20 protein-coding genes are annotated in these 23,206 nt (G+C 61.0%); 1 reads left to right on the top strand and 19 read right to left on the bottom strand.

Going from position 1 to position 23,206, the window contains the following annotated elements; genetic code table 11:
* Positions 1-3: 3 nt before the first annotated feature.
* The 7 genes from ACU688_RS22260 to ACU688_RS22230 form a co-directional block, all read right to left on the bottom strand.
* A complete protein-coding gene (locus tag ACU688_RS22260) occupies positions 4-1,893 on the bottom strand; it encodes a TonB-dependent receptor domain-containing protein (protein ID WP_448186418.1) in 1,890 nt (629 codons plus the stop codon).
* 155 nt (positions 1,894-2,048) lie between these two features.
* Positions 2,049-3,947, bottom strand: a complete 1,899-nt coding sequence (gene dxs / locus ACU688_RS22255; RefSeq protein WP_448186417.1) for a 1-deoxy-D-xylulose-5-phosphate synthase — start codon at positions 3,945-3,947, stop codon at positions 2,049-2,051.
* Between the two features lie 111 nt (positions 3,948-4,058).
* On the bottom strand, positions 4,059-4,946 hold the full coding sequence (ispA, locus tag ACU688_RS22250; protein WP_448186416.1) for a (2E,6E)-farnesyl diphosphate synthase: 888 nt from the start codon (positions 4,944-4,946) through the stop codon (positions 4,059-4,061).
* Entirely contained in the window at positions 4,943-5,185 is a 243-nt protein-coding gene (locus tag ACU688_RS22245; protein ID WP_003176346.1) for an exodeoxyribonuclease VII small subunit, read from the bottom strand. Before ACU688_RS22245 ends, ispA begins: the two co-directional genes overlap by 4 nt.
* A gap of 170 nt (positions 5,186-5,355) precedes the next feature.
* A complete protein-coding gene (locus tag ACU688_RS22240; protein WP_448186415.1) occupies positions 5,356-7,785 on the bottom strand; it encodes a TonB-dependent siderophore receptor in 2,430 nt (809 codons plus the stop codon).
* Positions 7,786-7,888: 103 nt separating this feature from the next.
* Positions 7,889-8,821, bottom strand: coding sequence for a FecR family protein (locus ACU688_RS22235; RefSeq protein ID WP_448186414.1), 933 nt, complete (start codon positions 8,819-8,821; stop codon positions 7,889-7,891).
* Positions 8,818-9,327, bottom strand: coding sequence for an RNA polymerase sigma factor (locus ACU688_RS22230; RefSeq protein WP_448186413.1), 510 nt, complete (start codon positions 9,325-9,327; stop codon positions 8,818-8,820). Before ACU688_RS22230 ends, ACU688_RS22235 begins: the two co-directional genes overlap by 4 nt.
* Positions 9,328-9,522: 195 nt before the next feature.
* Here ACU688_RS22230 and ACU688_RS22225 point away from each other — a divergent pair, with 195 nt between their 5' ends.
* The gene (locus tag ACU688_RS22225) at positions 9,523-11,439 is read left to right on the top strand and encodes a hypothetical protein (protein ID WP_448186412.1); all 1,917 of its coding nucleotides are present in this window, start codon (positions 9,523-9,525) and stop codon (positions 11,437-11,439) included.
* Here the strand turns inward: ACU688_RS22225 and ACU688_RS22220 are convergent.
* From ACU688_RS22220 to exaC, 12 genes are all read right to left on the bottom strand, one after another.
* Positions 11,436-11,834 carry a MerR family transcriptional regulator gene (locus ACU688_RS22220; RefSeq protein ID WP_448186411.1) on the bottom strand — a complete coding sequence of 133 codons (399 nt, stop codon included), beginning with the start codon at positions 11,832-11,834 and terminating at the stop codon, positions 11,436-11,438. The two genes, ACU688_RS22225 and ACU688_RS22220, sit on opposite strands and share 4 nt — an antisense overlap.
* Positions 11,773-12,417 (bottom strand): NAD(P)H-dependent oxidoreductase, encoded by a 645-nt coding sequence (locus tag ACU688_RS22215; protein WP_448186410.1) that lies wholly within the window; start codon positions 12,415-12,417, stop codon positions 11,773-11,775. The genes ACU688_RS22220 and ACU688_RS22215 overlap by 62 nt, the downstream gene beginning before the upstream one ends.
* A 297-nt stretch (positions 12,418-12,714) precedes the next feature.
* Positions 12,715-13,347, bottom strand: coding sequence for an isochorismate family cysteine hydrolase YcaC (gene ycaC / locus ACU688_RS22210; protein WP_236410913.1), 633 nt, complete (start codon positions 13,345-13,347; stop codon positions 12,715-12,717).
* Between the two features lie 390 nt (positions 13,348-13,737).
* Positions 13,738-14,511 (bottom strand): LexA family transcriptional regulator, encoded by a 774-nt coding sequence (locus tag ACU688_RS22205; RefSeq protein WP_448186409.1) that lies wholly within the window; start codon positions 14,509-14,511, stop codon positions 13,738-13,740.
* Between the two features lie 214 nt (positions 14,512-14,725).
* On the bottom strand, positions 14,726-15,253 hold the full coding sequence (gene ppa, locus ACU688_RS22200; protein ID WP_003176323.1) for an inorganic diphosphatase: 528 nt from the start codon (positions 15,251-15,253) through the stop codon (positions 14,726-14,728).
* A gap of 109 nt (positions 15,254-15,362) precedes the next feature.
* Positions 15,363-16,178, bottom strand: coding sequence for a M90 family metallopeptidase (locus ACU688_RS22195; RefSeq protein WP_448186408.1), 816 nt, complete (start codon positions 16,176-16,178; stop codon positions 15,363-15,365).
* A gap of 6 nt (positions 16,179-16,184) precedes the next feature.
* Positions 16,185-16,841, bottom strand: coding sequence for a DedA family protein (locus tag ACU688_RS22190; protein WP_448186407.1), 657 nt, complete (start codon positions 16,839-16,841; stop codon positions 16,185-16,187).
* 307 nt (positions 16,842-17,148) lie between these two features.
* On the bottom strand, positions 17,149-17,607 hold the full coding sequence (locus ACU688_RS22185) for a GNAT family N-acetyltransferase (RefSeq protein WP_017735604.1): 459 nt from the start codon (positions 17,605-17,607) through the stop codon (positions 17,149-17,151).
* Between the two features lie 92 nt (positions 17,608-17,699).
* Positions 17,700-18,533, bottom strand: coding sequence for an ethanolamine ammonia-lyase subunit EutC (eutC, locus tag ACU688_RS22180; RefSeq protein WP_448186406.1), 834 nt, complete (start codon positions 18,531-18,533; stop codon positions 17,700-17,702).
* Entirely contained in the window at positions 18,530-19,924 is a 1,395-nt protein-coding gene (locus tag ACU688_RS22175; RefSeq protein ID WP_124525118.1) for an ethanolamine ammonia-lyase subunit EutB, read from the bottom strand. The genes eutC and ACU688_RS22175 overlap by 4 nt, the downstream gene beginning before the upstream one ends.
* A gap of 52 nt (positions 19,925-19,976) precedes the next feature.
* Positions 19,977-21,410 (bottom strand): ethanolamine permease, encoded by a 1,434-nt coding sequence (gene eat / locus ACU688_RS22170; RefSeq protein WP_017735607.1) that lies wholly within the window; start codon positions 21,408-21,410, stop codon positions 19,977-19,979.
* 218 nt (positions 21,411-21,628) lie between these two features.
* Entirely contained in the window at positions 21,629-23,149 is a 1,521-nt protein-coding gene (exaC, locus tag ACU688_RS22165) for an acetaldehyde dehydrogenase ExaC (RefSeq protein ID WP_448186405.1), read from the bottom strand.
* Between the last annotated feature and the right edge of the window lie 57 nt (positions 23,150-23,206).

Raw genomic sequence — 23,206 nt, 5'->3', positions numbered from 1 at the left:
AACTCAGATCTCAGGTGTCCAGGTCACCCCAACCATCCACACCCGACCTTCTTCCCGATAAGCCTGATTGTTCTTGAAGTCCACATCGTCATAGCTATACATCGCCCGCGCAAACGACTTGTCCAACAGGTTATCGACCTTCAGCGACAGCGCCACTTCCCGATTCAACGCCCAACTGCTGCGTAACCCGAGCAATGCATAGCCGTCCAAGCGCTGTGTGTTGTCCTGCGCGTCATAGCTGCTGCTGATCGCCTGCCAGCTGGCGCCTACGCCCAGGCGGTCGAACTGTCGGTCCAGGTCCAGGCTCAACGTACGACGCGCGCGGCGGGCCAGGGTGTGGCCGCTGTCGCGGTCACGCGGGTCGATAAGCGATAGCCCCAGGTTGCCTTGCCAGCCAAACAGCTCTTGCTTGAGCGCGGCCTCAAAGCCATTGATGCGTGCCGACGCGACGTTTTGCGGCTTGCTGGCGCTGTCGAGGATGATCGCATCGCGCAGGTCGGTGCGGTACAGCGAGGCCTCCAGGCGCGTGCTGTCGCTCAATTGGCTACGCCATTGCAGCTCATAGCTCTTTGAGGTTTCGGGCCGAAGGTTGGGGTTGCTGTACTTCGTGTCCGGGTAATACAGGTCGTTGAAAGTGGGCGCGCGAAAGCCCTCGCTGTAGCTCAGCAGAAGGTCGTTATCGGGGTTGAGCGGCAAGGTGAGGGTGCCACTCCAGCTGTTCTGGGCGCCGAACTGTTGGTTCTGGTCGCGACGCAGGCCCAACTCCGTCGAGAACCACGCGCCGTGGAAGCGATGCTGCACAAACGCGGCGCGATTCCAGCGGCTGTTTTCGGTAAAAGTGGTGGAGCCATGGAAACGGTCTTCGTACCAGTCTGCACCGAGTATCAGGCTGTTCTGCTCGTTCAGGGTCAGGTCGTTCTGCCAGTTGATCGAGTCGCGGTAGGTGTTGAACACGCTGAACTCATCGCTGAGGGTATCGCGCTTGGTGTCGCGGTTCTCGCTGTGGCCCAGTTCCAGGCGCGATTGCCAGCGCTCACTGAGGCGCGCATCGACATAGCCGCTGGCGCTGCTCACGGTGTAGTCGGTGTAGGGTTTTTGCCCAACGCTTTGCCCGCTGGCGAAGTCATAGCGGCCAAAGCTGTTGTCGTATTCGGACTTGCCACGGCTATCCAGCAGGTTGAAGCCCGCCGCCAACTCATCGCTGAAGGCGTGACTGAGGTTCAAACTGATGGACTGGTTGCGATAGGCATCATGGTCGCCATCGCTGGGGAATGACGCATGTGTCGAGTTGATGCCCGCCGTTTCATCCAGACTCGCGCCCAGGTTGAAGCGCGTGCGTTCATCACCCCCGGACAGCCCGAGGCTGCGCTCCCAGGTCTTGTTGCTGCCAAAACCCAGTTTCAAGCGCGGCTGTAGACCTTGCTCGGCATTGCGCCGGGTGAAGACCTGGATCACCCCGCCAATCGCGTCGCTGCCGTAGATCACCGAGCGTGAGCCGCGCAGCACTTCCACCCGTTCGATCTGATCGACATTCAGGTATTGCAGGCCGCTGTCGCCGGAGGTGGTGTTGGCGATGCGCTGGCCGTCCACCAGCACCAGGCTCTGGGCGGATTTTGTGCCGCGAATATAAACCCCCGGCAAACTGCCACGCCCGCCGGTGGGGGCGATTTGCACGCCGGGTACACGGCTGAGCAGATCGGTCACGCTCGTGGGCTGCAGGCGGTCGATATCGTCGCGGGTGAATACCGTGTTGGCGGCGCTGCTGTCGTTGCGCGCCTGGACCTGGCGGTTGGCGCTGATGACCACGTCGGGCAGGCTGAGGGCCTGGTCGAGGGTGTCGGCGAGCAGTTCGGGGGCAGGTAGAAGCAGCAGGGCGAGGTGCAGGCGTTTCATGGTCTGTCCATAGCATTTGAAGGCGACACAAAACACATGTGGGAGCGGGCTTGCTCGCGAAGGCGGTGGGTCAGCTACAAATAAGCTGGCTGATCCACCGCATTCGCGAGCAAGCCCGCTCCCACATTCTGATCCGGTTTCGATCGGGGATTGGGTTACAGGCCCAGCAGCGCGATGCGCTCGCGTACCGACGCCTCAATCCCTGCTTCATCCAACCCGCACTCCGCCAGCATTTGCGCCGGCTTGGCGTGTTCGACGTACACATCCGGCAAGCCCAGGTGCAGTACCGACTTGAGGATATTCTCCCGCGCCAGGAACTCGCTGACTGCCGCGCCGGCACCACCCATGATGGCGTTTTCTTCGACCGTCACCAGCAGTTCATGGCTGGCGGCGATGTCGCGTACGAGGGCTTCATCCAGCGGTTTCACGAAGCGCATATCGACCACGGTGGCGTCGAGCTTCTCGGCGACTTTCAAGGCTTCGGCCAGTTGCACGCCAAACACCAGGAATGCAGTCTTGCTGCCTTGGCGGCGCACGATGCCCTTGCCGATCTCGATAGGCGCCAGGTCCTTCTCGATCACCGCGTTCGGGCCGTTGCCGCGTGGGTAGCGCACGGCGGCCGGGCCGTTGTACAGGTGGCCGGTGCTGAGCATCTTGCGCAGTTCGTTTTCGTCGCTCGGCGTCATGACCAGCATGCCGGGGATGCAACGCAGGTAGGACAAATCGAAGCTGCCGGCGTGAGTCGGGCCGTCTTCGCCCACCAGGCCGGCGCGGTCGATGGCGAACAGGACGTCGAGGTTCTGCACCGCGACGTCATGCACCAACTGGTCGTAGCCGCGTTGCAGGAAGGTGGAATAGATCGCTACCACCGGCTTGGCGCCTTCACAGGCCATGCCGGCCGCGAACGTGACGGCGTGCTGTTCGGCAATCGCCACGTCGAAGTAACGCAGCGGGAAACGCTCGCTGAACGCCACCAGGTCGGAGCCTTCCTTCATCGCCGGGGTAATGCCCACCAGGCGCGGGTCGGCGGCGGCCATGTCGCACAGCCATTCGCCGAACACACCGGAGTACTTCGGCCAGCTGGCCTTTTTCGGCGCGGCGGCGGGGGCGTCCACGGGTTCCAGCTTGGTGATGGCGTGGTAGCCGATCGGGTCGACTTCCGCCGGGGCGAAGCCTTTGCCTTTCTTGGTGACGATGTGCAGGAACTGCGGGCCCTTGAGGTCACGCATGTTGCGCAGCGTGGCGATCAGGGTGGGCATGTCGTGGCCGTCGATCGGGCCGATGTAGTTCCAACCCAACTCTTCGAACAGGGTGCCGGGTACCAGCATGCCCTTGGCATATTCTTCGGTACGCCGGGCAATTTCCCACGCGCCGGGCAGACGCGAGAGCACCTTCTTGCTGCCTTCGCGCATGCTGGCGTAGGTGCGGCTGGAGAGGATCTTGGCCAGATAATTGGACAAACCACCGACGTTGCGCGAGATCGACATGTCGTTGTCGTTGAGGATCACCAACATGTTGGCGTCCACTTCCGGCGCATGGTTCAGCGCTTCGAAGGCCATGCCGGCAGTTAGCGCGCCATCACCGATCACCGCAATCGCCTTGCGATCGCTGCCTTGCAGGCGGGCGGCAATGGCCATGCCCAGCGCGGCGCTGATGGAGGTGCTGGAGTGGCCGACGCCAAAGGTGTCGTACTCGCTCTCGGAGCGACGCGGGAAGGCGGCAATGCCGTCCTTCTGGCGCAGGCTGCCCATCTGCTCGCGGCGGCCGGTGAGGATTTTATGCGGATACGCCTGATGGCCCACGTCCCACACCAGCCGGTCGTCCGGGGTGTCGAACACGTAATGCAGGGCGATAGTCAGCTCGATGACGCCCAGGCCGGCACCGAAATGCCCACCGGTCTGGCCGACCGTGTAGAGCAATTCCAGGCGCAACTCATCGGCCAGGGTTTCCAGCTCGGCTTCACCCAGACGACGCAGGCCGGCCGGCGTGGCAGCACGGTCGAGCAGGGGCGTGGACGGGCGCTTGCGGGGAATCTCTTGAAACGTCGTGGGCATCAGGCGAATCGTTATAGGTATAAGAAGAGGCGGCAGTTTACCTCAAGCATCGCAAACTGCCCACGCAGAGCGCCGAACTTGGCCGATATGCGGCCGCAAAGGCCGCCCTGATCAGTGCCGGCGTTCGACGATATACCGCGCCAGGTCGCGCAGCGGCTCGGCTGCCGCGTCGAAAGGTCGCAGGGCGGCCAGGGCCTGGTCGCGCAGTTCCAGGGCATAAGCCTTGGCGGCTTCAAGCCCAAGCAGTGCAGGATAAGTCGGCTTGTCCCGTGCGATGTCGGCGCCCTGGCGTTTGCCCAGGGTGGCGGTGTCACTTTCGACGTCGAGGATGTCGTCCTGCACCTGGAACGCCAGGCCGATGGCGCGGGAATAGGTCTTCAACGCCGCCAGTTGTTCGGCTTCAGCGCGGCCACTGGCCAGGGCGCCGAGGTGCACGGCGGCCTCGATCAGCGCACCGGTCTTGTGGCGGTGCATGTATTCCAGGGCCTGTTGATCCAGCTTCTGGCCCACCGAACCGAGGTCGATGGCTTGACCGCCGACCATCCCGGCGGGGCCAGCGGCGACGGCCAGGGCGGTGACCATGCGCAAGCGGATTTCGGTGTTGGCGCTGCTCAGCGTCGGGTCCAGCAGGGCGCTGAACGCCAGGCTTTGCAGGCCGTCGCCGGCGAGAATCGCACAGGCTTCGTCAAAGGCTTTGTGGGTGGTCGGCTGGCCGCGACGCAGATCGTCATCGTCCATGGCCGGCAAATCGTCATGTACCAGGGAATAGGCGTGGATCAGCTCAACAGCACAGGCTGCGCCGTTGGCTTCTTCGGCTGGCGCGCCGAGAGCTTCGCACGCGGCATACGCCAGCAACGGGCGCACACGCTTGCCGCCATTCATCACGCTGTAGCGCATGGCTTCGTAAAGACGCTTGAGTTCGGGGCTTGGCGCAACAAACAAGGGCTCCAGCGCCGCATTGACCCGGGCTTGGCTACTGGCCTGATACGCGTCGATCATTCCGGCTGTTCCGCATCGAAAGGTTCTTCGGCCAACTCCCCATCACGCTCCAGCAGCACCTGCACCTTCTGCTCTGCCTGCGCCAGGGCGCTCTGGCAGTCGCGGGTCAGGCCGATGCCTTGCTCAAACGCTGTCAACGAGTCTTCCAGCGACAACTCGCCGTTCTCCAGACGCTCGACCAGGGTTTGCAGGTCGGCGAGGGATTGTTCGAAATCGAGTGCAACTTTTTTGCGGGCCATGGCGGCTATTCCGGTAGACGGTAAACCGGCGCGACACTAGCAGACATGGGGATTTGGGGCAAATGAGCGGGGAGCCAGGGCTGGAGCGTGAGCCGAATAAAAGGGTTATTCGGCTCACAAAATGAGCCGAATAATTCCTCTATTCGGCTCACGACTCTTTCAGGCCCATGTCAGAAATCGTACTTGAACCCCGTCATCACATTCCGCGGCGCCCCATAAACCCCGGCGCTGGTGGTGGTGAAGTACTCCTTGTCGAACACGTTGTTGAGGTTCACCGATGCCGACAGGTTTGGCGTGATTTCGTAACGGGCCATCAGGTTGGCCACGGCGTAGCTTTCCTGGGTGTAGTAGCTCAGGTCGAAGCCGGTTTTGCTCTGCCAGTTGAAGCCGCCGCCGACGGTCAGTTTGTCCAGCGGGCCGGACAGGCGGTAGGTGGTGAACAGTTTCATGCTGTGGCGGGGGATTTGCGTGGCGATGCGTTGGTCATCGGCGTCGGTGCTGACGCTGTAGGTGTAGCCGCCGGCGGCGTTCCAGCCCGGGGCCAGTTCGCCGTTGAGTTCCAGCTCCACGCCCTGGGTGGTGGTGCCTTGCACGGCTTTGTAGGCCTGGAACAGTGTGGGCGTCAGCTTGTTGCCGTCGGGCTGTGAGAGGTTGTCCTGCTCCAGGCGGAACAACGCCAGGCTGGTGTTCAGCGTGTCGTCATTGAAGCTGCCTTTGATGCCCAACTCATAGCCGGTGCCTTCCAGCGGCGCCAGGTAGGAGCCGCTGACGGTCTGGTCGCTTTGCGGGCTGAAGATCTTGGTGTAGCTGCCGTACACCGACCAGCGGTCGCTGAGGTCGTAGACCAGGCCGCCATAGGGGATGAATACGCCGTTTTCTTCGCGGTCGAGGTGGATGTCGTCGTAGCCTGCGGCGGTGTAGGTAACGTCGTCAGTCTGCTTCCAGTTGATCAGGCGCCCGCCGAGGATCAGGCTGGTGGCGTCATTGAGGTGCCAGCGCGAGGTGAGGTAGGCCGAGTATTGGTTTTCCTTGAAGTCCTCTTTGCCCTTTTTTTCGAAGTCGGGTTTGGGCGCGCTGCCATCCCAGTCGTAGATCGGCCCGATGGCGCCGTCGTAGCCCGTCCAGGCGCGCATCCAGCCGCCGTAGTCCGGCGCGTTGGTATTGCGGATTTGCGACAGCTGCATCCCGGCGATCAATTCATGCTCGCGCCCGAGGAATTCGAACGGGCCGGTGACATAGGCGTCAATCGCGTTCTGCTTGGGGTTGCCCTGGAATTTGTTGGGAATCACCACGCCACCCAGGCCGGTGACCGGGTCGGGGTTGCCGGAGAGAAAGTCGATGGCCGAATCGTATTTGTTCTCGGTGCGGGTGAAGTCGAGCTTGGCGCTCCAACCGTTATCGAACTGCTGCTCCAGGGACGCGAAGTAGCTGGTCTGGGCGTGATCGTAGAACGACCAATCGGTGGCGGTGTTGTAGGAACGCTTGAAATCCGTACGCCCGCCAGCGCTGTCGAACAGTGGGAAACCGCTACGCGGCGGCGCGTTGGTGTGCACGGTCTGGTAGCTGAAGCCGACGGTCAGCAGGGTGCTGTCGCTGAGGTCGAATTCGCTGATGCCGTAGACGAGGTTGGTGTCCTGCTTGTAACGGTCGACCCAGGAGTGTTGGTTCTTGTAGTCCAGCACCATGCGGCCACGGATGTTGCCGGCGTCGGTGAGCGGCCCGGAGACGTCCACCGACGTGCCGTAGCGGTCCCAACTGCCGGCTTCGCCGCTGATGCTGGCCTGGGGCGTGGCGGTGGGGCGCTTGCGGATCAGGTTGATGGTGGCGGACGGTTGGCCCATGCCGCTGATCAGGCCGGTGGCACCGCGCACCACTTCGACGCGGTCGTACATGGCGGTGTTCTGGGTGTAGTTGTCCATGCGCGACGAGGTCGGCACGCCGTCGATCTCAAAGTTGCTGATGGCGAAACCGCGCGAGTAATAGGCGTCGGAGTCTGCGCCCTGGCCCTCACGCACGACGGTGATGCCGGAAGTGGCCTCCATGGCGTCCGTCAGGTTCGACAGTTTCTGGTCGGCGATGCGCTGTTGGGTAATCACCGTAACGGACTGCGGTGTTTCCTTGAGCGCGATGTTCAGGCGGTTGGAGCTGCTGGACGACTGCGTGGTGTAGGAACCGGTACCTTCGGTGGTGGAGCCGGGCGCCTTGCCGGAAATGCTCACCGGCGCCAATTGCAGGGTGTCGCTCGCACTGGCCGGGATATCGATTACAAAACTGCTGGCGTTCGGCTGGCTGTAGCGGGCGTGGGTGCCGCCGGTGAGGATGGCCAGCGCTTGCTGCGGCGTATGGTCGCCGTGCAGTTCAGCGGAACGCAGGCCATTGGCTTGGGCCGCGTCGTACAGCACTTGGTAGCCGCTTTGCTGGGCGAACTGGTCCAGCGCGTCGGTGAGCGCTTGCGCGGCGATATTGAAATTCAAACGTTGGCTGCTCGCCGCGTTTGTCGTCGGCGTGGCCGCCTGGACGTAGGACAGTGGCAAGCCGGCCGCCATCAACGCGACCGCCAGCGGTAAGTAGTTGAACCCCTTGACCTGTGAATACGGCATACATCCTCCCCGGACTACAAATGATAATGCTTCCTAAGTGCGGGGTAAGACGCAGCAGGCAGCCGAATTACCGTGGGAGGTGAAAATAATTTTTTGCGGGACATCAACCGCGCACGATCAGCACGCGACGGGTCAGCGCGGTGGTGCGCAATTTTTGGGTGCTGATCAACGCGTCGAGGGCGCTGTCGATCTGTTTCAAGTTGAAGCTGGCACTGATGGGCCGCTGCCCGACCTGCTCGTCGAGCCAGATCACCCGGCCGCCCTGGTAGCGCATCAACTCCTCCAGCACTTCGCGCAACGGTGCATTGCGCACGCGCAGTTGGCCGTCGCGCCAGGCCAGCAGGCGCTCGGCATCGACGGCTTGCGGCGCTTGCACCTGGCCCTCGATGACCTTGAGTTGTTCGCCCGGTTGCAGCATTTGATGTTGCCCGCCGCCCATCACTTCGACACGGCCGCGCAGCAGCGTGACTTCGTCTTGGGTCGCGCCATGGCTGACGGCAAACGCCGTGCCCAGCACGCGCACCCGTGTGTTGCCGGTTTGCACCACGAACGGGCGGCCATCGTGGCTCACGTCGAAGAACGCCCGCCCGCGCAACAGGTGCACGCGGCGTTCATCGTTGTTGAGGGTGATATCGACGGCGCTGTCGCTGTCCAGGTGCACCTGCGAACCGTCGGCCAGGGCGATGTCCTGCTGCTGCCCGGTGGCCGTGGCGTAATCGCTGCCCCAGGTGTTTAGCGGCGGTGTCGCCAGCATCAGCGTGGCAAAGGCCAGCAATACGCAGGCTGCGGCGGCATACAGCGTACGTCGTGGCAGCGGCCGGCGTCGTTCGCTGCGGCGTACTGCGTGGGCCGGTTGCTCCAGCAGGCGCCAGAGCATTTCCACATTCTGGTAGGCATTGGCATTCAGCGGATCTGCACGCCACAACGCGTACTCATTGCGCTGCTCGGCGCTGACGTCTGCGCTGCGCAGGCACGTCCACCAATCCAGCGCTTGCTGATCACGTTCGGACGGCGAGGGTGCAGGGTGATTATTCATCGGGACTCGTTGCCTTGCAGGACCGCCGCGCAATGGGCCATGGCCTTGTTCAAATGCCGCTCGACCGCACGGGCATCCAGGCCCAGGCGAATGGCGATTTCCTTGTAGCTCAGTTGCTCGACCCGGGCCAGCAGAAACACTTCACGGGTGGGCGAGGGTAGCCCATCGATCAGGCGCTGCAAATGCTCCAGGGTATTTCCGGCGATCGCACTGCCTTGCGGGTCGGCGTCGCTGGCCAGGTCCTGCAAGTCCTGTTCGTCGCGAATGCCGCGTACGCGGTTGCGACGGGCGTGGTCGATGCTCAGGTTGTTGGCGATGCGGTAGAGGAAGGCGCGCACGTTGCCGATCTTGGCGACTTCGCTGTTCATCAGGCGGATAAACGCGTCTTGCAGCAGGTCGTTGGCGGTTTCGCGGCAGTTCACCCGGCGGGTGAGGTAGGCCAGCAGTTCGCTGCGGTGACGGCGATAGAGCGGGCCGAGGTTGCGGTTGCCGGGGTCGTCGGACATGGCAGGGAGCGCCGCTCTGGGGTTGGGGAGGGGATGGTAGTGCTAATGAGAAATTGTCGCAAGAACGCCTGTTCGCCTTCGCATCGTGTGGCGGAGGCGGTTATCACAGTAATGGCCTAGTGCTATTCTGCGCCACGACCTGCAGCCACCCGTGGACAGTGCAGGCAAAAAAAGCGCGTTTGAGGAGATAGGGATATGTCGTTGTTGGCGTTCTTGCAGGCCAAAAAGTACTCAAGCTCGGGGCGCGTGCATGTCGCGCCGAATATTCCCAAGAAGCTGCTGAGCAATGCCCTGGCGGCTTACGATTTGACGCTGGACCCCAGCGACGTGGTGGTGTTGATCGACGACACCATGTTCGGCAGCGGCAAGGACGGTTGCCTGATCGGGCATGACTGCCTGGCGATCCGCGAAACCTTCAGCGACGCTGTCAGCTATGCCTACAGCGAAGTGCAGTCCCTGGAGATTCAGGGCAGCAAACTCTTCCTCAACAAGCGTCAGGCAATTGCCTTCAACATGCCGGACAAGGCCGACCTCAACCAGTGCTTTACGTTGGTGCTGGAGTGGATGCGCAGTCAGTCCGCCGATCAGCCCAGCGCCAAGCGTGCGGAAGTGAAAGCGGCGGCCGGCAGTCAGGAATTGAGCGCTGCACAAGTCGACGCCGTGGTGCAAATGACGGTCAACCTGGCGGAGCGCCTGGGCCTGGAGCGCGTCTACGTGCGCCCGCATATCCCGCAGAAAAAGCTGCAAGCGGCGCTGGAATCCTACGGCGCCAATATGCGTGAAGATGAAGTGCTGGTGCTGATCGACGACACCCTGTTCGGCGGCGCCAAGGAAGGCGTGCTGATGGGCGAGAGCAAGCTGGCGCTGAAAATGGTGTTTGAAGCGCCACGCCTGTTTTTCTGGCGTCACCTGGAAGGGGTGTCGGTGGAGAAGCGCGACCTTTACATCAATGCGCGCAAGGTCGGTTCCTTCACCCAGGTCGGCGAAAAGGAGTTGGGCGAGTTTTTCTCGCTGATCGACCAAGCGTTGGTGGATGCGCGCCAAGCCTCGGTCGATGGCATTGCGCTGCCCGAAAGTGCGGCGCCTGAGCCTGCGCAAACCGAAGAAATCTTCGCCCTGGCGGTCATCGACGACGCCGAAGCAAGCAGCCCCGCCGAGCAACAGAAAAAAGCCGGCGCCAAGGACAAACTGCTGGGCTACGTCGCCGTGGCCATCGAGCAAAACAAACCGAAGATCTTGCCGTTCCTCAAGGAAAAAACCGGCGAGGCGTCGCTGGCAGCGTTGCGTGATGACGCTAACGTGGAAAAGCTTGGCGGCTTTATCTACGCCTTCCTGCCGGGTGTGGTGCGCCTGGCGCTCAAGGAAGAAACCTTCGTGCGCTTCGTGCTGGAAAACCGCAACAAGCTCCTCGACAAACTGCTGGTCGGTGAAGCCGAACGCGTCGCCGCGCTGCCCGACATCACACCGGTGAACCGTGGCTACCATGCCGACCTCGACGACCTGTTGATGGACGATGAGCCAGGGGTGCGTCCGGGGCAGCAACCGATTGAGACCCTGCGCGTCATTTTGCAGGAGCTCAAGCAAGAGCTGCACGACGATCCGGAGGCAGAGTTCATCTGGCAGTTGCCCATCGGATTCCTTGAAGCGCTACTGCCTAAAGCCGAAAAACTGATCGGTTTCCCCGACAAGAAAGTCGAGGATCAGGTCTTTTTTGTGCTGGCCCTGATGTACGGTTTTTCCTTCCACAAGGTGCCCGAGGCGGTGCGCAGCCAAGAGAAGATTCTGGAAAGCTTCCTCAACGGTTTTGGCGTCATTTTGAGTTGTTACGAAGAACACAACGCCTTCAGCACCTTCAATGTCGATGAGGACGTGATGCCCATGTTGCTGATCATGACCAAAGTGGCGAGCAAGCAGCAGCTCAATGAACTGGTCAGGAAAATGCTCGACGAGTACACCAACGCCACTGAGCCAGGCGACTTCGAGATGGACGACATCATGTCGCTGCTGCGCGAAGCCAACAACGGCGCAGTGGCCTGGGTGGACGCGCTGACCCGCATCAGCGTGGCCCGTGAACATGAAGTGCAACGCAAATGGGGCGACGTGCTCAACTAAGACCGTGACGGGCGGCCAGTTTCAACCAGGCGTTCGAACTGGCACTGCCCTTGCGCACCGTCCAGGCTGGCCTCAAAGGCCAGCAGGCCGGCAAGCACCTTTTGCTGGGCTGCAATCTGCGTGACCAACTCCTGCTTCTTCTGCGCAATCGCCTGCGTCGCACGTTGCTGCGCCAACGCATTGCCGGGGTCGCCGTGGAGGATTTCCTGCAACTCCTTGAGCTTGAATCCCAACTGTTGTGCGCACTTGATAAACATCAGCAGCTCGACACTCTGCTCGCAATAGACCCGGTACTGGCCTTCCCGTTGCGGTGCTGGCAACAAGCCAATCGCCTCATAGTGACGAATCGCCTTGATGGTCGTGCCTGACAGTTGCGCGGCTTTGCCGATGTACATGAAAACTCCCTTTTCCCACGAGTGCGCCGGCCTGTTGCAGCCATTTTTCCCGTTTTGTCGGTGTCGATCCCAACACCGGCCCGAACAGCAACGTCTGGGTCGGCTTGATGCCGCAAAACGCCAGGGTGGTCTTGCGCATCTGATGCACGCCCGGCATGCGGTAGAACCAGCGGTAATACCATGGCGGCGTGTCCAGGGCCACCAACAAATGTGCTGTCCTGCCAGCTAATAGCTTGTCGGGGAACGCCTTGCCCGCGCGGTATTTGAAGGCAAAGCCTGGTAGGAAAATGCGGTCGATAAAGCCTTTCAACAACGCCGGGATGCCGCCCCACCAGATCGGGAACACGAAGGTCAGGTGAGTGGCCCAGAGGATGTCGGCCTGGGCGCTGAGCAGGTCGGGTTCCAGGCCTTGGATCTGGGTGTAGCCGTTGTGCAGGATCGGGTCGAAATCCAGTTCGCCCAGGCGTAGGACGCGCACCTCATGGCCGGCGCTTTTTGCGCTGCGGGTGTAGGTATCGGCGAGGGCGGCGCAGAAACTGGTGGTGGCGGGGTGGCCGAGGATGACCAGGATGCGGTGGGGCATGGTGGGGTGTCCTGAAAGGGGGGATTCAGGGTAGGGGGTGCTGTATGGGGGAGAGTCAAGGGCGGCATTTGTGCAAGCACCTCTTGCACAAATAACGGAGCGCGTTATTCCTGCACGTTTGCGCTGACGATAGGTTGATATCTATCAGCTTTCTAGTTGTGCAGCAGCCTGCTGCACGATTGATCCACTCAAATATGGTCTACGAATGGCGGCGGCGATAGAACCGTTTTGCACCGTTGGCCCACCAACAACCAAAGCCTGCTTTCTAGGGCAGGCCTGGCGGTTCAATCGTTTGGTTTAGTCCTTGCGCGCCGTCAGCGCCGAGTAACCATTCATCAAGTTGCGGTAGTTCGGAATGCGCTGGGACAACAGGTTGCCCAGGCCTTCGATATCGTTGCGCCAGTCGCGGTGCAGCTCACAGGCCACCGAGAACCAGTTCATCATCTGCGCGCCGGCCTGGGTCATGCGGCTCCATGCGGCCTGCTGCACGGTGGTGTTGAATGTGCCCGATGCATCCGTGACCACAAACACATCAAAGCCCTCCGCCAGTGCCGACAGGGTCGGGAAGGCGACGCACACATCGGTGACCACACCGGCAATGATGATCTGCTTGCGGCCGGTGGCCTTGATCGCCTTGACGAAGTCTTCGTTGTCCCAGGCGTTGATCTGGCCAGGGCGGGCGATGTACGGCGCGTCCGGGAACATCTCTTTCAACTCCGGCACCAGCGGACCGTTGGGGCCTTGCTCGAAGCTGGTGGTGAGGATGGTCGGCAGGTCGAAGAACTTGGCCAGGTCCGCCAGGGCGAGCACGTTGTTCTTGAACTCGTTGGGCGAGAAGTCCTGCACCAGGGAAATCAGGCCGGTTTGGTGATCAACCAGCAGTACGATGGCGTCGTCTTTGTTCAAGCGGTTGTAGGTTGGCGTGCTCATGGTTGAATCCTTTTTTGTTTAGGTTGGTTGGGCGTTGCGTTCAACATGGGCACAGATTAATGGGTGGGCCGCAGGTGATAAATCGGCTGGCGCGTGTCTTACCGTCAACTCAAAGGAGACAATGTGAGGGAGGCTTTGGTTCGTTCGGCGTTGTCGCGAAGGTCACTATGACTTTCTTGCGGGCATTAAAAAGCCGGCTTGTGGCCGGCTTCTCGCTGACTGCTTCAGCTTGTTTTTGACAAACCTCAACAGCCTTCAAATCGCTCAGCCAACATTGCGTCTGGCTGAATAGTAGGGGCATCCGCGGGAACTCCTCCGCATCGCCGAGCAGGGTGAATAGCCTTAAGCCATCCCCTGCCAAATGTGCGGCGCATGATACCCACATTCACCTCAAATGCCCACCTCCGGTTCCGATTTAGAGCCTTCCCAGCCCAACAGGTGTTCATCCAGCGGCACGGGTGGGCGGCGGTTGTTGAGGGTGGACCACCAGAACACCCAGCCAACAATTTGCACGCTCTGTTCGAAGCGTTCCTCGTAGGTGAGGTATTCGTCGGGATGTTCGCTGGTGTTGTGGCTGCGCATGCGCAGGCCGCCGCCGGGGCGGTTGTAGAGGTATTTGATGCGCAGCATGCCGTCGTGTTCAACGGCGTAGATTTCGCCGTCGACGATTTGCGTGCGGCCGCTGTCGATGGCGAGGGTTGAACCCTGTTGGATGATGTCGATCATGCTGTTGTCGGCCATGTAGGCGCCGACAGCGCGATCGGGGTTTACGCTGAGGGCTTCGAGGGTGTGCAGGGAGACGCGGATGCGCTCGGTGGAGGTGAAAGTGGGGTGGAGGGGGATCTCCACGTCGATTTTTTCCGGGGCGCAGGCCGGGCCTGTGAGGTATTTGCCGCTGTCTTCGCGGGTGGGCAATGCATTCCTTGCAGTGGGGCCGTCCAATAGAAAGTTGGCCGGCGGGTGTTTGGGGCCAAGGCCGGTGTTCAGCCAGCGACTGGAGACGCACAGCAGTTCTGCGATCTCGTTGAGTCGGCCCATGGGGACGCCGCGCTTGAACCAGTTGTTCACGTGTTGAGGCGTGACGCCACGGTTCTTGGCGAAGTCGGAGGCGGAAAGATGAACTTCCCGTAACAGCGCTTTTAAACGATCACCTGATGTATTCATAAACGCAGAGTTTACTGGCGAGGAAAACAAATCAAATAAACCATGCGTTGAATTGCGCGTGTAGGTTTTTGCTTAGTTGTGGTTTTGTTTTTCAGAATTCTTGTATTGTTAAACGTTAGTTGCTCTTTGTTGAACTTGGCGTTTAATGCCGTGCACAAAAAAACCCCGAAAAATCGGGGCTTTCTTTTATGGCTTTCGCCATGAGGCGCGGTGATCAGCCTTTGTAGGCGGCAACCGACTTCATGATCTCGGCGCGGGCGGCGTCTGCGTTGCCCCAACCGTCGATCTTCACCCATTTGCCTTTTTCGAGGTCTTTGTAGTTCTCGAAGAAGTGCTTGATCTGTTCCAGCAGCAGTGGCGGCAGGTCGGTGTATTCCTTCACGTCCACGTACAGCTGGGACAGCTTGTCGTGGGGTACCGCGATAACTTTGGCATCGCCGCCGCCGTCGTCGGTCATGTTCAGGATGCCAACTGGACGCGCGCGGATAACCGAGCCTGGGGTAACCGGGTAAGGGGTTACGACCAGCACGTCGAGGGGGTCACCGTCGTCAGCCAGGGTGTTAGGGATGAAACCGTAGTTGGCCGGGTAGAACATCGGGGTGGCCATGAAACGGTCAACGAACAGGCAGTCGCTGTCTTTGTCGATTTCGTATTTGATCGGCGCGTGGTTGGCCGGAATCTCGATGGCGACGTAGATGTCGTTCGGCAGGTCTTTGCCAGCCGGAATCTTGCTGTAGCTCATTGGGCGTTGCCCCCGTTAATTGGCCAAGAAACTTGGCCGGATTGGCCTAAAAGTGGCGGCGATTATAGGCACATTCTGGCGCCGATGCCATGCGCCAGACGTCGTACGGTCATTCGCCTTGCGGCTGATAACGCGGGTCGCCGGCTTGCAGTTGGTGCAGGCGGGCCAGGGGATCCTGGCGATAAAAGCGGCTGAGTTGGGTGTACACCTGTGGATAACTATTGACCAGTAAATCCGGGGCGCTGAAAAAGTATTCGCTGGTGACGGCAAAGAACTCCGCCGGGTTTTCGGCAGCGTAGGGGTCGATCTCCGTTTCGGCATCCGGGTTGGCGTCCAGTTGACGATTGAGGTCGTCGTAGGCGCCTTGCATCACGCTGGCCCACTCTTGCACGCGCATGTCGTGGTGCAGCGGCGGCAGGCCGTTGGCGTCGCCGTTGAGCATATCGAGTTTGTGTGCCAGTTCGTGGATGACCAGGTTGTAGCCTTCCCAGTTGCCGCTGGCCAACACGCCGGGCCAAGCGAGGATCACCGGGCCCTGTTGCCAGGCTTCTCCGCTGTGTTCGCCGTCCCATTCGTGTTCGATGCCGCTGCTGTCGCGATGGCGCTGGGGGCTGAGGAAGTCGTCGGGGTACAGCACGATTTCGTGGAAGCCCTGGTACCAGTCGAGGTCGCCCAGGTTCATCAACGGCAGTTGCGCCTGGGCGGCGAGCAGCAGGCGTTGTTCCTGGTGCAGCTCGACGCCGGGGAGGGCGGTGAGGTGTTTTTCGGCGAGGAAGATCACGCAGGCTTCGCGCAGCCATTGATCCTGCTCGGCGCTGATGCCGTCGAGAAAGGTCAGGTGCTGGCGCACCCGTTGCCAGGTGTCATCGGCAATCGGGTGCTTGGCCAGCAGGCGCCGGCGACGCCAGGCGCTGAGGGACCACACCGCCGGTTACTGCGGCTTGGCTTCGGAGGACGTGCGGCCAAAGCGGCTGCGGAACACGCCAATGATCATCGGCACCAGCGACAGCAGGATGATAAACACCACCAGCAGCGAGAGGTTCTTCTTGATAAACGGCACGTTGCCGAAGAAGTAGCCCAGGGTTACGAGGCCGCCGACCCAGAGGATGGTGCCCAGCACGCTGAAACCAAAGAAGCGCGGGTAAGGCATGCGGGCGATGCCGGCGACGAACGGCGCAAACGTGCGCAGGATCGGCAGGAAGCGCGCCAGGGTCACGGTTTTGCCGCCGTGCTTGCCGTAGAAGTCGTGGGTTTTTTGCAGGTAGTCGCGACGGAAGATTTTCGAGTTCGGGTTGCTGAACAAGCGTTCTCCGGCTGTTCGCCCGATCACATAGTTGGTGCTGTCGCCGAGTATCGCCGCCAGCATCAACAGGCCGCCGAGCAAGACCGGGTCCATGCCGCCGCCGGCTGCCACCGCGCCAGCAATGAACAGCAGCGAATCACCCGGCAGGAACGGCATGACCACCAGGCCGGTTTCGCAAAAGATGACAAGGAACAGAATGGCGTAGATCCACGGACCGTAGTTGGTTACCAGCATGTCGAGGTAAACGTCGAGATGCAGGATAAGGTCGAGCGGGTTGAAATCCATGGATGGCACCTGTGTGAATGGCTCGGCTCAGCAGGCCAGTGCGGAAGCTTGGGTAAGTATGGCTACAAGTATTTGTCGCGATTCTTACATCCTTGAAAGGCTCGCATTATACGGATCGAGAGGTGAAAAGCCTGTTGGTTTTGTAGCGGGGGATGTCGCGATTTGTAAGGATATACACCGATCCAAAATGTGGGAGCGGGCTTGCTCGCGAATGCGGTGTGTCAGTCAAAGATGCTCTAACTGAACCACCGCGTTCGCGAGCAAGCCCGCTCCCACAGGGGATTTGTGGTGCTTGTGGGATCTATGGTCAGTCCTCGCTGATCGGCAGCACGTAGTTCTTGAACTCCGTATCTTCACGGAACCCGATCGACTCGTACGTCTTCTGCGCCACTTCATTGTCACTGCTGGTGGACACCCGCAGCCGCACGGCATGGGTTTCCTTGGCCATTTTTTTCGCCGTGCGCATCAGGTTGTCCGCCACCAATTGCCGGCGGGCGTCTTCGGCCACGTAGATGTCGTTGAGAATCCACACGCGCTTGAGCGACAACGACGAAAAGCTCGGATACAGCTGACAAAACCCCAGCAGCTTCTTGTCATCATCATCGGCCAGGGCCAGGTAAATCACCGATTCCTTGCGCCGCAGGCGCTTTTCCAGGAAGGCCCGCGACGAATCCGGGAAGGGCAACGCCCCGTAGAATTCGCGGTATTTGACGAACAACGGGGTCAACAGGTCCAGGTGTTCCAGGGTCGCTTGAGTAATCCGCATGTCAGGCCTCAACTTCCAAATGGGGTATGACCACACAAGCGGCCGTGACTCGATGCTGCCTAATGGCGTGAAAAAGCGCAATCGTGCAGCGATCAGTCATCCGGTGAACTGAGCAGGAAATTACCTTTCATCAGGTCGGGATCATCCGATTCGATGGTCTGCACCTGCGCCTCATCCTTGAGATTGACCCCCGACAGCTGTCGGCGACACGCCTCTCGCATCAAGTAAAGCAGGCGATGGGCGGCCATGCCGTAGCTAAGGCCTTCCAGGCGCACGTTGGAGATGCAATTGCGATACGCATCGGTAAGGCCGACCTTGGGGTTGTAGGTGAAATACAGCCCCAGGCTGTCCGGCGAGCTGAGCCCCGGCCGCTCGCCGATCAGGATCACCACCATCTTCGCGCCGAGCAGTTGGCCAATCTCATCGGCCACGGCCACGCGGCCTTGTTCTACCAGGATCACGGGCGACAAGGACCAGCCTTCGGCGTGGGTCTGTTCTTCCATGCGTGTCAGAAACGGCAACGTGTGTTTATGCACGGCCAGTGCGGACAGGCCATCGGCTACTACCACCGCCAGGTCCACGCCGCCAGGATTGGCCTCCGCATGGTCACGCAGCGCCTGTGCCGATTCATCGCTCAAGCGTCGCCCCAGGTCCGGGCGTTGCAGGTAGCTGTGCCGGTCCGTCGCGGCGCTGTGCAGCAGCAGGCTGTCACGGCCGCGCTCGGCCAACTGGCCACTGAGGCCGGCGTGGTCGAAAGGCAGGTGCACCGCGTCCCGCGCCTGAGCGTGGGCGAACTGGAAGTCCAGCTGGGCATTGGTGGGAATGCTGGTGCCGGTACGGCCCAGGGCAATGCGCGCCGGGGTCAGGCGGCGCAGTTCCAGCCACGGGTTCTCTGGTAGGTCGAGTTGCACGGGCGGCTCCTTCATCCCAATTGCGCCAAGGCTTGGCGAAATGCCGGTGGCAGGCTGTTGCCGAAGCGCACCTTGCCGTCGGCTTGCGTGAAGATGCCCATTTTCGCCAGCCACTGTTCAAATTCCGGCGCCGGCTTTAAACCCAAGGTTTGCCGGGCATACAACGCGTCGTGGAACGAGGTGGTCTGGTAGTTGAGCATGATGTCGTCGGAGCCGGGGATGCCCATGATGAAGTTGATCCCGGCCACGCCGAGCAGGGTCAGCAGGGTGTCCATGTCGTCCTGGTCGGCTTCGGCGTGGTTGGTGTAGCAGATGTCGCAACCCATCGGCACGCCCAGCAACTTGCCGCAGAAGTGGTCTTCGAGGCCGGCGCGGATGATCTGTTTGCCGTTGTACAGGTACTCGGGGCCGATAAAACCGACCACGGTATTCACCAAAAACGGCTTGAAGTGCCGCGCCACCGCATACGCGCGGGTTTCGCAGGTTTGCTGGTCCACGCCAAAGTGCGCATTGGCCGACAAGGCGCTGCCCTGGCCGGTTTCGAAATACATCAAGTTCTGGCCCAGGGTGCCGCGATTCAGGCTCAGGCCCGCGTCGTAACCTTCCTGCAGCACGTTGAGGTTGATGCCGAAACTGGCGTTGGCCGCCTCGGTGCCGGCAATCGACTGAAACACCAGGTCCAGCGGCACGCCACGGTTGATCGCTTCGATCGAGGTGGTGACGTGGGTCAGCACGCAGGCCTGGGTCGGGATCTCGTAGCGTTGGATGATCGCGTCGAGCATCTCCAGCATCGCGCAGATCGAAGCGATGCTGTCGGTGGCCGGGTTGATGCCGATCATGGCGTCGCCGTTGCCGTAGAGCAGGCCGTCGAGAATGCTCGCGGCGATGCCTGCCGGTTCGTCTGTAGGATGGTTCGGTTGCAGGCGTGTGGATAAACGCCCGCGCAGGCCCATGGTGCCGCGGAACTGGGTGACCACGCGGATCTTCTGCGCCACCAGCACCAGGTCCTGCACGCGCATGATCTTGGAGACGGCGGCGGCCATCTCCGGTGTCAGCCCCGGCGCCAGCGCGCGTAGGCTGTGTTCGTCGGCGGCGTCGCTGAGCAGCCAGTCGCGCAGGCCGCCGACGGTCAGGTGGCTGACCACGGCAAATGCTTGTTTATCGTGGGTGTCGATGATCAGCCGGGTGACTTCATCGCTTTCATATGGAATCAGCGCTTCTTCGAGGAAGTGTTTCAGCGGGATATTGGCCAGCGCCATTTGCGCCGCGACCCGCTCGCCGTCGTTCTGCGCGGCCACGCCGGCGAGGAAATCCCCGGAACGTGCGGGGCTGGCCTTCGCCATCACGTCTTTCAGGCTGTCGAAGCGGTAGGTTTGTGTACCCACCGCGTGGGAAAAGCTTGCCATACAGTGTCTCCTTGACGACGCGGGCAGACGCCCGCGTCGAGGTTTACGGCAGTTAGTGCAAGGCGGCTTCTGCGGCCTGGATCGCCGCGAATTCCTCTTCGGGCGTGCCTGCTACCAAGTGATGCCGGCTGTAGAAAGCAAAGTAAGCAATTAATACTCCATAGATGATCGCGGCGCCAATCACCACGCGCGGATCCACCAGGAAGCCCGCCACCACGGCCACGCAGGCCAGGACCAAGGCGACGCCGGAGGTGAAGATGCCACCGGGTGTGCGGTACGGACGGTCCATTTTGGGGCGACGGATGCGCAGGGTGATGTGCGCGGCCATCATCAGCACGTAGGAAATGGTCGCGCCAAACACCGCCACTAGGATCAGCAAGTCACCCTGGCCGGTCAGCGACAGGCCAAAACCGATGATGCCGGGGATCACCAGCGCCAGCACCGGCGCCTTGCTCTTGTTGGTCTGCGACAGTTTGCGCGGCAGGTAACCGGCCCGGGAAAGCGCGAAGATCTGCCGCGAATAGGCGTAGATAATCGAGAAAAAGCTGGCGATCAAGCCGGCCAGGCCGACCAGGTTGACGAAACTGCCCATCCAGGTGGAACCGCCGTAGGACAGGGCCAACGCTTCAACCAGCGGGTTGCCGGATTTGACCAGCGCGTAGGTGCCCGCGCCGCCCGGTGCGATCACCAGGATCAGCAGGGCGAAACTGGTCAGCACCACAATGGCGCCAATCAAACCGCGCGGCAGGTCGCGTTTTGGGTTCTTGGTTTCTTCAGCCGCCAACGGCACGCCTTCTACGGCGAGGAAAAACCAGATGGCATAAGGAATCGCCGCCCACACACCCACGTAGCCAAAGGGTAGGAAGGTGCTGGCGCCCTTGGCTTCCGTCACCGGAATATCCAACAGGTTAGCGACATTGAAGTGCGGCACCATCGCCACCAGGAACACGCCCAAGGCAATCGCGGCGACGGCGGTAATCACAAACATCAGCTTCAAGGCTTCGCCGACGCCAAAGATGTGGATGCCGATAAAGATGATGTAGAACGCCAGGTAAATCATCCAGCCGCCAATGCCGAACAGCGACTCGCAATACGCACCGATAAACACCGCGATGGCGGCGGGGGCGATGGCGTATTCAATCAGGATTGCGGTGCCGGTGAGGAACCCGCCCCAGGGCCCGAATGCACTGCGGGCAAAGCCGTAGCCACCGCCGGCGGTAGGAATCATGGAGGACAACTCGGCCAGGGAAAAACACATGCACAGGTACATGGTGGCCATCAGCAATGTGGCGAGGAACATGCCGCCCCAGCCGCCTTGGGCCAGGCCGAAGTTCCAGCCGGCGTAGTCGCCGGAGATGACGTAGGCAACACCAAGGCCCACTAATAGCACCCAGCCGGCGGCGCCTTTTTTCAGTTCGCGTTGTTGGAAGTATTGGGAATCGACTTTTTCGAAGTCGACGGAAGATCCAGTCGGTTCGCTAGGCATGGGGAAGTACCTTTCATTGTTATTGTTTTTAACTCGGCATCTGTGCGCCGAATGCATGTAAGCAAGTACTTATGAAGATCCAAGTGTGGGAGCGGGCTTGCCTGCGATGAGGCCGGCACAGCCAATATCTCTGTTGAATGACACACCGCTATCGCAGGCAAGCCAGCTCCCACACTTGATTGCATTGCAAATGTGGGAACAGGCTGTTTGTCCGTTAGTTAGAAGAAACCCAACGGATTAATGTCGTAGCTCACCAGCAAGTTCTTGGTCTGCTGGTAATGATCCAACATCATCTTGTGCGTCTCACGGCCCACACCGGATTTCTTGTAACCGCCAAACGCGGCATGCGCCGGGTACAGGTGGTAGCAGTTGGTCCACACGCGGCCCGCCTTGATCGCCCGGCCCATGCGGTACGCACGATTGATATCACGGGTCCACAGGCCGGCACCCAGGCCGAACTCGGTGTCGTTGGCAATCGCCAGGGCTTCGGCTTCGTCCTTGAACGTGGTGATGCTCACCACCGGGCCGAAGATTTCTTCCTGGAACACGCGCATTTCATTGGTGCCCTTGAGCAGGGTCGGCTGGATGTAATAGCCGCCGGCCATATCGCCGCTGAGCTTCTCGACCTTGCCGCCCGTGAGCAATTGCGCGCCTTCGCCCTTGGCGATTTCCAGGTAGGACAGGATCTTGTCGAACTGCTGCTCGGACGCCTGGGCGCCGACCATGGTGTCGGTGTCCAGCGGGTCGCCGCGTTTGATTGCCACGATCTTCTTCATCACTACTTTCATGAAGTCGTCGTAGATCGACTCTTGCACCAGCGCACGGGACGGGCAGGTGCACACTTCACCCTGGTTGAAGAACGCCAGCACCAGGCCTTCGGCAGCCTTCTCAATAAAGGACGGCTCGGCCTTCATGATGTCTTCGAAGAAGATGTTTGGCGACTTGCCACCCAGCTCAACGGTGGACGGAATGATGTTGGTGGCCGCAGCATGCATGATGTGCGAACCCACCGGCGTGGAGCCGGTGAACGCAATCTTGGCGATGCGCTTGCTGGTGGCCAGCGCTTCACCGGCTTCTTTACCGAAGCCGTGCACCACGTTGAGCACGCCCGGTGGCAGCAGGTCGCCGATCACTTCCAGCAGCACGTTGATGCCCAGCGGCGTTTGTTCGGCCGGCTTGAGCACCACGCAGTTGCCGGCGGCCAGGGCCGGGGCGAGTTTCCAGGCGGCCATCAGCAGCGGGAAGTTCCACGGGATGATCTGGCCCACCACGCCCAGCGGCTCGTGGAAGTGGTAGGCGGCGGTGTGTTCGTTGATTTCGGCGCTGCTTCCTTCCTGGGCGCGAATGCAGCCGGCGTAGTAGCGGAAGTGGTCGGCGGCCAGCGGGATGTCGGCGTTGAGGGTTTCACGCACGGCTTTGCCGTTGTCCCAGGTTTCGGTGATGGCCAGCAGTTCGAGGTTCTGTTCGATGCGGTCGGCGATTTTCAGCAGCACCAGCGAGCGGTCCTGCACCGAAGTCTTGCCCCAGGCGTCCGCAGCGGCGTGGGCGGCGTCGAGCGCCTTGTCGATGTCTTTGGCAGTGGAGCGCGGGAATTCGGCGATAGGCTTGCCGTTGACCGGCGAGGTGTTGGTGAAATAGTTGCCATCGACCGGCGCAACGAATTCGCCACCGATGTAATTGCCGTATTTGGCCTTGAACGAAACGATGGCGCCTTCAGTACCGGGGTGTGCGTAACGCATGGTGGGTATCTCCTGGCTTTTATGTTTATTGGAGTGCAGCGCTGCTGCGCTTGTTAA

The sequence above is a fragment of the Pseudomonas acericola (SeqCode) genome, from assembly GCF_053456465.1.
Note: the sequence above shows the minus strand (reverse complement) of the source record. Positions and strands in the feature narration are given on the sequence as shown.